Annotated in this window: 13 protein-coding genes; 5 read left to right on the top strand and 8 right to left on the bottom strand. The window is 63.0% G+C overall.

The genetic code is table 11. From position 1 onward, the window contains the following. Window positions 1-63: 63 nt before the first annotated feature. From EV686_RS18605 to EV686_RS12910, 3 genes are all read left to right on the top strand, one after another. Complete coding sequence (locus EV686_RS18605; RefSeq protein WP_165972598.1) at window positions 64-237, top strand: hypothetical protein; 174 nt, start codon at window positions 64-66, stop codon at window positions 235-237. A gap of 331 nt (window positions 238-568) precedes the next feature. Further along, window positions 569-919, top strand: a complete 351-nt coding sequence (locus tag EV686_RS12915; protein WP_132477357.1) for a hypothetical protein — start codon at window positions 569-571, stop codon at window positions 917-919. A gap of 21 nt (window positions 920-940) precedes the next feature. After that, entirely contained in the window at window positions 941-1,363 is a 423-nt protein-coding gene (locus EV686_RS12910; protein ID WP_132477356.1) for a DUF1841 family protein, read from the top strand. A 106-nt stretch (window positions 1,364-1,469) separates the two neighbouring features. Here EV686_RS12910 and EV686_RS12905 read toward each other — a convergent pair whose 3' ends face one another. After that, on the bottom strand, window positions 1,470-2,468 hold the full coding sequence (locus EV686_RS12905; protein WP_132477355.1) for an LLM class flavin-dependent oxidoreductase: 999 nt from the start codon (window positions 2,466-2,468) through the stop codon (window positions 1,470-1,472). A gap of 136 nt (window positions 2,469-2,604) precedes the next feature. Between EV686_RS12905 and EV686_RS12900 the strand changes: the two genes are divergently transcribed. Further along, window positions 2,605-3,237 (top strand): GNAT family N-acetyltransferase, encoded by a 633-nt coding sequence (locus EV686_RS12900; protein WP_132477354.1) that lies wholly within the window; start codon window positions 2,605-2,607, stop codon window positions 3,235-3,237. 80 nt (window positions 3,238-3,317) lie between these two features. Continuing rightward, window positions 3,318-6,074: a M16 family metallopeptidase gene (locus EV686_RS12895; protein ID WP_132477353.1), complete on the top strand. Its 2,757-nt coding sequence runs from the start codon at window positions 3,318-3,320 to the stop codon at window positions 6,072-6,074. Window positions 6,075-6,187: 113 nt separating this feature from the next. On the opposite strand, the gene EV686_RS12890 is transcribed toward EV686_RS12895, so the two are convergent. The 7 genes from EV686_RS12890 to hrcA form a co-directional block, all read right to left on the bottom strand. Beyond that, complete coding sequence (locus EV686_RS12890; protein ID WP_132477352.1) at window positions 6,188-6,520, bottom strand: helix-turn-helix domain-containing protein; 333 nt, start codon at window positions 6,518-6,520, stop codon at window positions 6,188-6,190. Beyond that, a complete protein-coding gene (locus EV686_RS12885) occupies window positions 6,486-6,884 on the bottom strand; it encodes a type II toxin-antitoxin system RelE/ParE family toxin (RefSeq protein WP_132477351.1) in 399 nt (132 codons plus the stop codon). Before EV686_RS12885 ends, EV686_RS12890 begins: the two co-directional genes overlap by 35 nt. A gap of 262 nt (window positions 6,885-7,146) precedes the next feature. Continuing rightward, a complete protein-coding gene (dnaJ, locus tag EV686_RS12880; protein ID WP_132477350.1) occupies window positions 7,147-8,268 on the bottom strand; it encodes a molecular chaperone DnaJ in 1,122 nt (373 codons plus the stop codon). Between the two features lie 109 nt (window positions 8,269-8,377). After that, a complete protein-coding gene (gene dnaK / locus EV686_RS12875; protein ID WP_132477349.1) occupies window positions 8,378-10,291 on the bottom strand; it encodes a molecular chaperone DnaK in 1,914 nt (637 codons plus the stop codon). 120 nt (window positions 10,292-10,411) lie between these two features. Continuing rightward, a complete protein-coding gene (gene grpE, locus EV686_RS12870) occupies window positions 10,412-10,999 on the bottom strand; it encodes a nucleotide exchange factor GrpE (protein ID WP_132477348.1) in 588 nt (195 codons plus the stop codon). 96 nt (window positions 11,000-11,095) lie between these two features. Then, window positions 11,096-12,151 (bottom strand): ferrochelatase, encoded by a 1,056-nt coding sequence (hemH, locus tag EV686_RS12865; RefSeq protein WP_377748211.1) that lies wholly within the window; start codon window positions 12,149-12,151, stop codon window positions 11,096-11,098. Beyond that, window positions 12,148-13,158, bottom strand: a complete 1,011-nt coding sequence (gene hrcA, locus EV686_RS12860) for a heat-inducible transcriptional repressor HrcA (protein ID WP_132477346.1) — start codon at window positions 13,156-13,158, stop codon at window positions 12,148-12,150. Before hrcA ends, hemH begins: the two co-directional genes overlap by 4 nt. Between the last annotated feature and the right edge of the window lie 39 nt (window positions 13,159-13,197).

The raw sequence follows: 13,197 nt of genomic DNA, 5'->3' as shown, positions 1-13,197 counted from the left end.
GCTTCGATACCGACGCACTCATGCCGCCCAGGCCACTCATCGCAACCCACAGGAACTCCCTCCATGCAAGCCTCCTCCCTTTCCCGCACTCCGGAAACCGACCGCAACGAACAGGCCGCAGGCAACGCCGCGGAAGCCACCGAAATCTCCCGCAAGACCCGCAATGACGCAGACACGCAAGAACCCGCCCGCGACGTCCACGCCGAAGGCGGCTGCTGCGGCGGCTGCGGGGGATGAGCTCGGACATAGAACAGTCCTGAGGACTGTTCTATGCCTAGCGAATCCGAGCGGCATGCAGGCCGCGAGGTGGACCGCGCAGCGGAGCCGGACATAAAACAGTCCTGAGGACTGTTCTATGCCTAGCGAATCCGAGCGGCATGCAGGCCGCGAGGTGGACCGCGCAGCGGAGCCGGACATAGAACAGTCCTGAGGACTGTTCTATGCCTAGCGAATCCGAGCGGCATGCAGGCCGCGAGGTGGACCGCGCAGCGGAGCCAGGGCGGCATGGCCGCGCTGATACAGCCGTCATTTATGTTCCAATGGCGGCTGTATCAACTCTGGAGCCATCATGGCACTCGCCGTCTATACCAAGCAGCCCAAAGCGCTGGTGGCCAGCATACTGAAGGCCATCGATACCGGTGCGGTCACTTCGTGGAAACACCTGAACGCAGCCACCCTTGAGCTGCACCACACAACCGAGCCGCTTGCCGGCGCGGCCTTCTTCAAGGTCGGCGTCAACGAAGACGAATCTGGCGATCCCGTCGTGTTCTTCGGCATGAACCACAAGACGGCCGATACGGACAACCGCCAGGCCATCTACGCCACCCTGCACGGCGCGCTGGCGCAATTCCTGCTGGCCAACTTCAGCGCCCAGATCGACGAGATCACCATCAGCCCCCGCCTGCGCAACCATCACTGACCGTTCAGACACCGATACGCCATGTTCAACCCCACCCGCGAACAAGTCCGCCAGTTCTTTACAGAAGCCTGGCGCAAGCACAAGTCCAGGGAAGTGCTGACACCGCTGGAAAGCATCGCCGTCGACTGGGCGCTGCAGCATCCCGAATACCACGCTGACCTGGAAAGCCCCGAAGCGCTGGAAGCGGAATACACGGTGGAGCAAGGCCGCACCAACCCCTTCCTGCACCTGTCGATGCATCTCGCCATCGCCGAGCAACTGTCCGTCGATCAGCCGCCGGGCATCCGGGCCGCCTACCAGCAACTGCTGGCAACACACGACGAGCACCAGGCCGTGCACATCATCATGGAAAGCCTGGGACAGGTCGTCTGGGAAGCCCAGCGCCTGGGCAAGCCGCTGGACAACGACAGCTATCTCGAGCTTATCCGCAAGCACATCCGCTGACTGCCCCTCGCATTCCAGCCTGCTGTGGCAAAAAGCACCCTCGGCTCCTTCCAATGTGCCTGGAGGGCTTTGCGCCACAGCAGGCGATCACTGCAAACACAGAGGCTCAGACGAACGCCGGCGCCATGCCCATGCTTTCCGCGATCAGTTGGATGGAGCGCTGGCGCTCCTGGAAATCGTAGATGTCCGACACCACCATCAGTTCGTCGGCCCCGGTCTGCTCCACCAGCGCATCGATGCCGACGCGCACCTGCTCCCGGTCGCCTACGACGGAGCACGCCAGCATCTGCCTGACCCGCATCTCCTCCGCCTCGTTCCAGTACGCATCCATGTCCTCGATGGGCGGCTTGCTGAAACGCGTCACGCCGCGCAGAAGATCGGTGAACGACATCTTCGCCGTAGTGGACAGATACTGCGCATGCGCCGAGGTATCCGCCGCAATGATGTTCACGCCCACCATGACATAAGGCCTGGAGCAATGCTCCGAAGGCCTGAAACGATTGCGATAGACCTGGAGGGCCGTCATCAGCTGATCCGGCGCAAAGTGCGAGGCAAATGCATACGGCAGGCCGAACTCGGCCGCCAGCGAGGCGCCATAGGTGCTGGATCCCAGTATCCAGATCGGCACCTCCGTACCCGCGGCAGGCACCGCCTGCACGCTGAAATCCGCAGCTTCCTTGCTGAAATAGGCCTGCAATTCCAGCACGTCCTGCGGAAAATGCTCGGCGGACATGGCCGTGCGGCGCAATGCCCGCACCGTGGCCTGGTCCGTGCCCGGCGCGCGCCCCAGCCCCAGATCGATGCGGCCGGGAAACAGCTGCGCCAGCGTGCCGAACTGCTCCGCCACGATCAGCGGCGCATGGTTGGGCAGCATGATGCCTCCCGCTCCCACGCGGATCGTCTGCGTGCCGGCGGCGATATGCGCGATCAGCAGCGAAGTCGCGGCGCTGGCGATGCCCGGCATGTTGTGATGCTCGGCAACCCAGAACCTGTGGTAGCCGCAAAGCTCCGCCAGCCCGGCCAGCGAACGCGCATTGTCCAATGCCATGCGCGGACTCGTGTTGTCGGCGACCCGTGCCAGATCCAGAATGGATAGCGCTACCATCGATACTCCCTCGAATGCCTGATATTCTTCACCGGCTCACTATAGCAAACCTTCCGAAGGGCCGGATGCCCTGTTACGATGGCATGGCGCCGACGCATTCAGACGCAAGCACGAACCTCCGACAGGAACCGAAGCCATGCCAGCCTCCGCCACCGAAAGGAACTCCACGGGATTCCAGCAGCCTCCCGCTCCCATTACGCTCGAAGGATACGGCGTCAGGCTGACTCCGATGCAGCCCGAACACGCCGAAGCGCTGGAGTCCGCGGCCGCCGACGGAGAACTATGGAAACTGAATGTCACCTCGGCCCCCGCCCCCGGCCAGGCCGCCCAATACATCGCACTCGCGCTGGAAGGCCTGAAGGCCGGCCACATGCTGCCATTCGTCGTCGAGGAAACCGACAGCGAAGACATCATAGGCACCACGCGCTATCACGACATCATCCCTTCGGTGGCCAGGCTGGAGATCGGCTACACGTGGTACGCCAGGCGTTGGCAGCGCACCCATGTCAATACCGCATGCAAACTGCTTCTGCTGCAGCATGCCTTCCAGACCCTGGGCGCGGGCGTCGTCGGCTGGCGCACCGACATTCTCAACCTCGCATCGCAGAACGCCATCGAACGCCTGGGAGCAAGAAAGGACGGCGTCATCCGCCACCATGCGCTGCGGCGCGACGGTACCGTGCGGGACACGGTCATGTACAGCCTGCTGGCCGACGAATGGTCCGGTGTGCAGAAACAATTGCTGCAGAGGCTGGCAGCGGACACTTGAACCAACCTCCCCACCCGTAGTCCAACTTGGCAGGCTGCTATCATGCAGCCTGTGTTTTTCTTCCGAGAGGACATGTCTCGATGCAGTCTTCCATCAAGCTTGCGCTTTCTTTTTTCCTGTCATCCACCATGCTCATTTCAGCCACCGCGCTATCCAAAACGGCCGGCACGGCTGCCCTGCCTGCATCGGTGCAGATGCAGTCCAGCGTCGAAGGCGTCACCGAATATCGCCTGGAAAACGGCCTGCGCGTCCTGCTGGCGCCTGACGAGGCCAAGCCCAGCGTCACGGTGAACATGACCTATCTGGTCGGCTCCCGCCATGAAAACTACGGCCAGACCGGCATGGCCCACCTGCTGGAGCACATGCTGTTTCGCGGCACGCCTACGCTGCGCAATGCGCTGGCGGAATTCTCCCGCCGCGGCCTGAGCGCCAACGGCACGACATCGAACGACCGCACCAACTACTATGCATCCTTCGCCGCTGATCCCGAGCAGTTGGCATGGTATCTGCGCTGGCAGGCCGACACCATGGTCAACGCCCTGATCCTGCGCGAAGACCTGGATGCCGAAATGACCGTGGTGCGCAACGAGATGGAGCAAGGCGAGAACAGCCCGTTCCGCATCCTGATGCAGCAAATGCAGGCCGCCGCCTACCAATGGCACAGCTATGGCCGCAGCGTGATCGGCGCCCGCTCCGATGTGGAAAACGTGGACATCGAGCAATTGCGGGCGTTCTACCGCAAATACTACCAGCCCGACAATGCCGTCCTCATCGTCTCGGGCAAGTTCAACCCGGAAAGCGTGCTGAAGGTCATCGACGATGCCTTCTCCCCCATTCCCCGCCCCGACCGGCAGTTGCCGCGCGAATACACGGTCGAACCCGTGCAGGACGGCGAGCGCAGCGTCACGGTGCGCAGGCAGGGCGGCACGCCTATCGTCGCCTCGTTCTTCCATGGACTGTCCGCCGCCGATCCCGACAGCGCGGCCTTCGAACTCGGCATCGCCGCGCTTGGCGATACGCCGTCCGGCCGCCTGTACAAGGCGCTGGTGGAACCCGGCCTGGCATCCTCCGCCTTCGGCTTCGCTTCCAGCCAGCGCTACCCGGGCTACGCCCTGTTCGGCGCCCAGCTGGAAGCCGGCATGGACATCAACAAGGCCCGCAAGACACTCAATGAAACGCTGGAAAAGCTCGCCAGCGAATCCCTGCAGGAAGCCGACCTGGAGCGCATGCGCAGCAAATGGCTGACCGGCTGGCAGCAAGGTACTTCAGACCCGGCAGCACTGGCCTCCATGCTGTCCGAAGCCGCGGCAGCCGGCGACTGGCGCCTGCTGTTCCTGCAGCGCGACCGTGTCGAAACCGTAACGCTGGACGACGTCCAGCGCGTGCTTGCCGCCCGCCTGGTGCAATCGAACCGGACGGAAGGCACCTACCTGCCGACGCCCGAACCCCTGCGCGCGCCCGCCGCGCCGGCCACGGACCTGCAGGCGCTGCTGGACGGCTACCAGGGCAAGGAAAACGCAGGCTCGGCCGCCGCATTCGATGCCAGCCCGGAAAACATCGACGCCAGCACGCAGCGCGGCGTCATCGAGCTGGATCACGGCTCCATCCGCACGGCCCTGCTGACCAAGCCGACCCGAGGCAACCGCGTGGAGGCCAGCCTGCTGGTCCGCTTCGGCGATGCGGACTCCCTGAAAGGCAAGTCCGGCGTCGCCGCAGCAACGGCGGCCCTGCTGGACCACGGCACCGCCAGCCTGAGCCGCCAGGAAATCCAGGACCGCTTCACCGCGCTGCAGGCCGACGTCGGATTCAGCGGCAGCGCCGGCTCCGTCAGCGTGCAGATTTCCACCCTGCGTCAGCACCTGCCCGAAACCCTGGCCCTGGTCGCCGACATCCTGCGGAACCCGTCCCTGGATGCCGCCGAGCTCGAACGCTACAAGCGCCGCGCGCTGACATCCCTGAGCAATGCCAAGTCCGAGCCTTCGGCCCTGGCGCGCCAGGCGCTGGCACGCCACGACAATCCTTGGCCGGCGGACGATCCGCGCTACACCCCCACGTTCGAAGAAAGCATGAAGCGCATCGAAGCGCTGAGCGCCGATGACCTGAAAGCCTTCCACAAGGAGTTCTACGGCGCCGGCAATATGCTGTTTTCCGCTGTCGGGGACATGGACCCGGAAGCCGTCACGCAGGCGCTGCGGACAGGCTTCCAGTCATGGCAGGCCGCCCCCTCCTACACACGGCTGTCCAACCCATACCACACTGTGAAGCCCGTCCATCTGCGGATCGATACCCCCGGCAAGGCCAATGCGTTCTACATGGCCCGCCTCCCGGTGAAGCTGCAGGATACTGATGCCGACTATCCCGCCCTGATCCTGGCCAACTACCTGCTGGGCGGCTCGGCCACCTCGCGCCTGTGGAATCGCGTGCGCGTGCAGGACGGCCTTTCCTACGACGTACGCAGCAGTCTGTCGGTTTCCGCGCACGAGCCTTCGGGCAGCCTGTCGGTGCAGGCCATCCATGCCCCCGATACCAGCGAGCGCCTGCAGAAGGTCATCGCCCAGGAACTGGACACGGCGCTGAAGGAAGGCTTTTCCGACGAGGAAATCCAGGCCGGCGTCCAGGCGCTGCTGAACTACCGCAAGCTGGCCCGCGCCCAGGACGGTGCTCTCGCCGGCACATGGATGCACCTGATGGACCTGGATCGCACCTTCGCCTGGTCGGCGGAAATGGACAAGCGCATCGCCGCGCTGACCAAGGCCGACGTCGACCGCGTGCTGCGCGCCTATCTCAAGCCCGATGACATGGCGTCCGCGCTGGCATCGGACCAAGCCAAGCAATAAGTGTCAAATACCAGGGAGCGCTCGCATGAAACTTACGCTGACAAAATTCGGTTCCCTGGACTTTGATGGTTTGCCAGGCGAAGTCCTGGAACTGGTCTTGTAAGCCATGAGCTTCAAAGAAGCGCCTCGATCCCCTTGCGCCGGATAACATTCAGCAGGACAAGGGCTGGCCCCTTGGCCTGTGTCGCGCCGCGTTCGAGCTGCGATACATAACCCGTCGTCATATTGAGATAGCGGGCAAGCGCAGCCTGGCTGAGATGCGCCTTAGCGCGCACTTCCCGAACTTGGGCGGCAGTGATGGGCTCAGCGGTAGGCAATGCATCCGGCCCCAAGTGGCGGGCCGTGATTTTCCGATGCGTAGCTTCATCCATGACCCCCAGCCGACGCTGTACATCGGCCATTTCCAAAAGCTCATCGGCAAGGCGGCCTGATTTGTTCGTCGCCATGTGCAATCTCCTGCAAATCACCGTCGATTAACGCTTGCCCAACGACCTCTGCCGAAGCTGCAAGCCAGTTTGCTCCAAGAGTGCGTAGGGTTCGCAATTCATCATGGCTGATGTTGGCAAGATCGCTCTTGGCAAACCCGTATAAAAACACTGCTCGAGTGGCCTCGCGATAAGCGATGATCATCCGAAAACCTCCGGATCGACCTTGCCCAAGACGCGCCACGCGCTGCTTGATAAGGCCACCGCCCAAATCCGCATCAATGGAACCACGTGCCGCTCGCTCGATGGCTGCCTGCAGGCTGGAGTCCGCAATTTGCTCACGCCGGGTAAATCGCGCCACCCCTCTGGTCTTGAAAATCTGCACGACGCATCTCTATGGCATGTAAAACTATAGCACATGAACATACAGCTCGATTCATGACAGAGTATCTGCTCTGTGAGCTACGCCTGCCAGAAGCCTGATTTCACCATAGCCGTTACCAGGAGTCTTCCTTTCAGATGACAAAAATACCCCGCCATCCCCAGCGGCGCTTCCTTTCAATAAGCCGCCTAGAAATGAAGACGCCCCAATGGCTGAATATCTCTCCAGCCATTGGGGCGCCGCGTGCATGCAGTCCTATGCGAAATCAGGAAAAGAAATTCTTGACCCGATCCGTCCAAGATTCGCTGTTGGGCGAATGCTTCTTGCCGCCGGTTTCCAGCGACTCTTCGAACTGCCGCAGGATCTTCTTCTGTTCGTCGGTCAGGCGCACCGGCGTCTCCACTACCACGTGGCAATAGAGGTCGCCCGGATAGCTGGCGCGCACGCCCTTGATCCCCTTGCCGCGCAAGCGGAAGGTCTTGCCGGTCTGCGTGCCTTCAGGCAGCGTAATCTCGCCCTTGCCCGTCAGCGTCGGCACCTCCACCGGACCGCCCAGCGCCGCCTTGGTGAACGGGATGGTCAGTTCGCAGTGCAGATCGTCGCCGTCGCGCTGGAAGATGCCATGCGGCTTGATGTGGATTTCCACATACAGGTCGCCCGGCGGGCCGCCGTTGACTCCCGGCTCGCCATTGCCCGATGAGCGGATGCGCATGCCGTCGTCGATCCCTGCCGGGATCTTGACCTGCAGCGTCTTGTTCTTGCGGATGCGGCCGACGCCATCGCACGATGGACAAGGATCCGTAATCTCCTTGCCCGTGCCGTGGCAGGTGGGGCAGGTCTGCTGCACGCTGAAGAAGCCCTGCTGCATGCGGACGGCGCCGCTGCCGCCGCAGGTGCTGCAGGTGCGCGGCTGCGTGCCCGGCTTGGCGCCGCTGCCGTGGCAGGTTTCGCAGTTTTCCCAGCTGGGCACCCGGATTTCGGTATCGAAGCCGTTGGCCGCCTGCTCCAGGCTGATGTCCAGCGTGTACTTCAGGTCGGAACCGCGATAGACCTGGGGACCGCCGCCCCCGCGCCGGCCTCCGCCGAAGATTTCACCGAAGATGTCGCCAAACGCATCGGCAAAACCGGCCCCGCCCGCTCCGCCCATGCCCGCGGCATTGGGATCAACGCCGGCATGCCCGAACCTGTCGTAGGCGCTGCGTTTTTCCGCATCGGAAAGAATCTCGTAGGCTTCCTTGGCCTCCTTGAACTTTTCCTCGGCTTCCTTGCTGTCCGGATTGCGATCCGGATGGTACTTCATCGCCAGCTTGCGGTAAGCCTTGCGCAGTTCATCGTCGGACGCATTTTTCGCCACGCCGAGAATTTCGTATAGATCGCGTTTTGCCATGTGTTGCTCTGTGCGTCAGTGACGCCCTTGAATAAGGTATTCCTTCAAACGAGAATGCCCGATTCCCGGCATATCGCCAGAAACCGGGCAGGTACGTCGCTACCGCACCTTACTGATCGCGCTTGACTTCCTTGAAGTCGGCGTCGACCACATTCTCATCCGCCGGCTTGGCGTCATCCGCCGCGGCCTGGGCCTGCGCCTGCGCATCGGCGTACATCTTCTCGCCAAGCTTCTGCGAGGCCGCAGCCAGCGCTTCCACCTTGGCGTCGATGGCCGCCTTGTCGCCATCCTTGAGGGTATCCTCGAGCTCCTTGATGGCTGCCTCGATGGATTCCTTTTCGGAAGCCTCCAGCTTGTCGCCGTATTCCTGCAGCGACTTGCGCGTGGAGTGGACCAGCGCATCGGCCTGGTTGCGCGCCTGCGCCAGTTCGGCCATGCGGTGGTCTTCCTCGGCATTGGCCTCGGCGTCCTTCACCATGCGTTCGACTTCCTCTTCCGACAAGCCGGAGTTCGCCTTGATGGTGATCTTGTTTTCCTTGCCCGTGCCCTTGTCCTTGGCCGAGACATGCAGAATGCCGTTGGCGTCGATGTCGAACGTGACCTCGATCTGCGGCAAGCCGCGCGGCGCTGGCGGGATGCCCTCCAGGTTGAACTCACCCAGCGCCTTGTTGCCGGCCGCGATCTCGCGTTCGCCCTGGAACACCTTGATGGTCACCGCCGGCTGGTTGTCGTCGGCCGTGGAGAACACCTGCGAGAACCGGGTCGGGATCGTGGTGTTCTTCTGGATCATCTTGGTCATGACGCCGCCCAGGGTCTCGATACCCAGCGACAGCGGGGTAACGTCGAGCAACAGCACGTCCTTGCGGTCGCCGGCCAGAACCGCGCCCTGGATGGCTGCGCCGGCGGCCACGGCCTCGTCGGGGTTGACGTCCTTGCGCGGATCCTTGCCGAAGAACTCCTTGACCTTCTCCTGCACCTTGGGCATGCGCGTCATGCCGCCGACCAGGATGACGTCGTCGATTTCCGAAACCTTGATGCCGGCATCCTTGATGGCGATGCGGCAGGGCTCGATCGTGCGATCGATCAGTTCCTCGACCAGGGCTTCCAGCTTGGCGCGCGTGATCTTCAGGCTCAGGTGCTTGGGACCGGAGGCATCCGCCGTGATGTACGGCAGGTTGATTTCGGTCTGCTGCGCGGACGACAGCTCGATCTTGGCCTTTTCGGCGGCTTCCTTCAGACGCTGCAGGGCCAGCACGTCCTTGGACAGGTCGACGCCGCTTTCCTTCTGGAATTCGCTGATGATGTAGTCGATGATGCGCTGATCGAAGTCTTCGCCGCCCAGGAACGTATCGCCGTTGGTGGACAGCACCTCGAACTGCTTCTCGCCATCGACATCGGCGATTTCGATGATGGAAACGTCGAACGTGCCGCCGCCAAGGTCATAGACCACGATCTTGCGGTCGCCCTTTTCGGTCTTGTCCAGGCCGAACGCCAGCGCGGCCGCCGTCGGCTCGTTGATGATGCGCTTGACTTCCAGGCCCGCGATGCGGCCGGCGTCCTTGGTGGCCTGGCGCTGGCTGTCGTTGAAGTAGGCCGGGACCGTAATGACGGCCTCGGTCACTTCTTCGCCCAGGTAGTCCTCGGCGGTCTTCTTCATCTTGCGCAGCACGTCGGCCGACACCTGGGGAGGCGCAAGCGTCTTGCCCTGGGCTTCGACCCAGGCGTCGCCGTTGTCTGCCTTGACGATCTTGTAAGGCATCAGGTTGATGTCTTTCTGCACGGCCTTTTCATCGAACTTGCGGCCGATCAGACGCTTGACGGCGAACAGCGTGTTCTTTGGGTTGGTGACGGCCTGGCGCTTTGCGGGCGCGCCGACCAGGATTTCGCCGTCGGGCATGTATGCCACGATGGACGGCGTGGTACGGCCGCCTTCAGCGTTTTCGATGATCTTGGCACTGTTGCCGTCCATGACGGCAACGCAGCTATTCGTGGTGCCAAGGTCAATACCAATGATTTTGCCCATGATCTCTGTAACCTTGCTTAGAAATGAATATTTGAAAGTGAAATAACTCGATGGAATCTAGCTGGGGGCCTCCGGCGGGATTTCAAGCCCCGCGCAGCGCAATTCCCGCTTCCGCCCGCCTTATTGCGCATCCTGTTGGCCGGACGACACCATGACCAGCGCCGGACGCAGGACGCGATCCGCGATGGTGTAGCCCTTCTGCAGCAGTTGCTCCACGGTGCCTTCCGGATGCGGAGACGGCACCGAGGAAATGGCCTGGTGCTGGTGCGGGTCGAATTTGTCTCCCGGCGCCGGAGCCACTTCCTTCAGCGCATTGCGCTCGAAAGCCGCCGCCAGCTGGCGCAGCGTGGTCTCCACGCCTTCCCTCCAGGCTTCCGGAGATTGGTCCGGCTGCGACAGCGCGGCCTCCAGGCTGTCCTTCACGGGCACCAGGCTTTCGGCGAAACCCTCGATCCCGAACTTGCGCGCCTTGGCCACGTCTTCGGTGGCGCGGCGGCGGATGTTCTCGGTTTCCGCCTTGGCGCGCAGCAGCTGTTCGTGATATTGCGCCAGCTGTTCCTGTGCCTCGGCCAGCAGGACGTCCAGATTCTGCTCCGGCTGGACCGCCTCGTCCTGCGATGCCGTTTGCGCCGTTTGCTCCTCGCCCTCGGAGGGCGAGACGGGAGCGGCTTCCTGGCCGGGGTTCTGCTTCTGGTTTGACGCCGACATACGGTTCTCCACAACTAAAGTTTCAGTTCAATGCAACGGAAAATGGGGGCGGATGCCCCCATTTCAAGACGCAAAAACAAGAAATATCGCTTTTTTCTACCAGCCCGCCATGTGACGACGCACGATTTCGGTCAGCGCATCGGCCCAGACCGGGTCATCGTTGAGGCACGGCAGGTAGCGGAACTGCTTGCCGCCATCCTCCAGGAAGGCGTCGCGGCACTGCATCTGGATCTCTTCCAGGGTTTCCAGACAATCCGCCAGGAAGCCGGGGCACATGACGTCCACGCTGCCTACGCCCTGCTTCGCCCATTCGCGCAGCAGCGGCTCGGTATAGGGCTGCAGCCACGCCTGGGCGCCGAAACGGCTCTGGAAGGCCACGTGCACGCGGTCGCCGTCTTCGCCCAGGCGCTGGCGCAACAGCAGCAGGGTTTCCATGCAGTCGCGATGATAGGGGTCGCCCTGCTCGACGGTGACGCGCGGCAAACCGTGAAAACTGAGCAGCAGCCGCTCGGGCTTGCCATGCGCAGCCCAGTAAGCCTGCACTTGTCTCGCCAGGGCATCGATATAGCCCGGATCGGCATGATAGCGCTTGATGAAGCGCAGTTCCGGCTGGTTGCGCAGCCTTGCCGCATGGCGCGCCACGTGATCCACAGCCGTGGCCGTGGTGCTGGCCGCATACTGCGGATACAGCGGTACGCACAGGATGCGCTCGCACCCCTGGCTGCGCAATGCGTCGATGGCGCTGGCGATGGAAGGATTGCCATAGCGCATGCCCACGGCGGTGCGCACGTCCAGCCCCTGCGCCCGCAGCCGCTGCTGCACGCCGTCCGCCTGGGCCTGGCTCCAGACCAGCAGGGGCGAGCCGCGCTCGTGCCAGATTTCCTCATAGCGCGGCGCCAGGTGATGCGGCCTGCGCACCAGCACGATGCCGCGCAGAATGATCTGCCACAGCCACTGCGGCAGCTCGATCACCCTGGGATCCGACAGGAACTCCAGCAGATAGCGTCGTATGGCCTTGGGCGTGGGCTCGTCGGGCGTGCCCAGATTGACGACGAGAATGCCCGTCGGCCCCTTGGGCAGGGGCGCGGGCGTTGCGCTCAGGGCGTCGGGGTCCGGGGCTTCCGGCAGGTAGCGCGAAGGGAAAAGATTCACTGTGTGTTGTGGCTCAATGCATTCGACAGCAGGCGCGCCGTGATGTCGACTATGGGGATGACGCGTTCGTACGCCATGCGCGAAGGGCCGATGACGCCCAGCGTGCCGACGACCTGACCGTCGACGCCGTACGGCGCCGTGACGACGGAAACGTCTTCCATCGGCACCAGGTGGGAGTCGCCGCCGATGTAGATCTGCACGCCCTGCGCCTTGGTGGACACATCCAGCAGATGCAGCAGGTCGGTCTTTTTCTCGAACATGGAAAACATGCGGCGCAGGCGCTGCATGTCGGAAGCGATATCGGAAACGTCCAGCAGCTTGCTTTCCCCGGAGATGACGACGGTTTCGTCGGAATCCGGCTCGGCGGTGCCGGCCTCGACGGCGGCCTGCATCAGGCGGGAGATGTCTTCCTTGAGCGTGGCCAACTCATTGGCCATGGTATGGCGCACCTGCTCGAACGACATGCCCGCGAAATGCTGGTTGAAGAAGTTGCTGGCCTCCAGCAGTTCCTGCGGCTGGTAGTCTCGCGACACGAACAGTATGCGGTTCTGCACGTCGCCGTCGGGTGTGACGATGATCAGCAGGATGCGGGTATCGGACAGCCGGATGAACTCTATCTGGCGGAACACCTGCGAGCGCTTGGGCGTGAGCACCACGCCGGCGAATTGCGACAGGTTCGACAGCAGGGCCGCCGCCGTATTCACGGCGCGCACCGGCTCCGTCGCCGGGAACAGCTGCCGCACCTGCTCTTCCGGCAGAACCTCGAAACGCCGCGCCGACAGCAGGCGATCCACGAACAGGCGGTAGCCGCGCGGCGTGGGAATCCGGCCGGCCGAAGTATGCGGGCTGTGGATCAGGCCCAGCTCCTCGAGATCCGCCATGACGTTGCGGATGGTCGCCGGAGACAGGTCGAACATTTTGGAAAGCGTGCGCGATCCTACCGGCTGTCCATCGGCAATATAGCGCTCGACCAGCGCCTTGAGCAGTGCATTGGCTCTTTCATCCATGGCGCTATTTTATGCAATCCTGAGCGATAAAGGTCACAT

It is taken from the genome of Paracandidimonas soli, assembly GCF_004342005.1.
Lineage (GTDB): Bacteria > Pseudomonadota > Gammaproteobacteria > Burkholderiales > Burkholderiaceae_B > Paracandidimonas > Paracandidimonas soli.
The sequence above is the reverse complement of the archived record's forward strand: the minus strand, read 5'-3'. Positions and strand labels throughout refer to the sequence as shown.

Bases quoted from the DNA above. Each gene is read 5' to 3' on its own strand.
- EV686_RS18605 (WP_165972598.1), top strand. From the start codon at position 64: ATGCAAGCCTCCTCCCTTTCCCGCACTCCGGAAACCGACCGCAACGAA.
- EV686_RS12915 (WP_132477357.1), top strand. From the start codon at position 569: ATGGCACTCGCCGTCTATACCAAGCAGCCCAAAGCGCTGGTGGCCAGC.
- EV686_RS12910 (WP_132477356.1), top strand. From the start codon at position 941: ATGTTCAACCCCACCCGCGAACAAGTCCGCCAGTTCTTTACAGAAGCC.
- EV686_RS12905 (WP_132477355.1), bottom strand. From the start codon at position 2,468: ATGGTAGCGCTATCCATTCTGGATCTGGCACGGGTCGCCGACAACACG.
- EV686_RS12900 (WP_132477354.1), top strand. From the start codon at position 2,605: ATGCCAGCCTCCGCCACCGAAAGGAACTCCACGGGATTCCAGCAGCCT.
- EV686_RS12895 (WP_132477353.1), top strand. From the start codon at position 3,318: ATGCAGTCTTCCATCAAGCTTGCGCTTTCTTTTTTCCTGTCATCCACC.
- EV686_RS12890 (WP_132477352.1), bottom strand. From the start codon at position 6,520: ATGGCGACGAACAAATCAGGCCGCCTTGCCGATGAGCTTTTGGAAATG.
- dnaJ (WP_132477350.1), bottom strand. From the start codon at position 8,268: ATGGCAAAACGCGATCTATACGAAATTCTCGGCGTGGCGAAAAATGCG.
- dnaK (WP_132477349.1), bottom strand. From the start codon at position 10,291: ATGGGCAAAATCATTGGTATTGACCTTGGCACCACGAATAGCTGCGTT.
- grpE (WP_132477348.1), bottom strand. From the start codon at position 10,999: ATGTCGGCGTCAAACCAGAAGCAGAACCCCGGCCAGGAAGCCGCTCCC.
- hrcA (WP_132477346.1), bottom strand. From the start codon at position 13,158: ATGGATGAAAGAGCCAATGCACTGCTCAAGGCGCTGGTCGAGCGCTAT.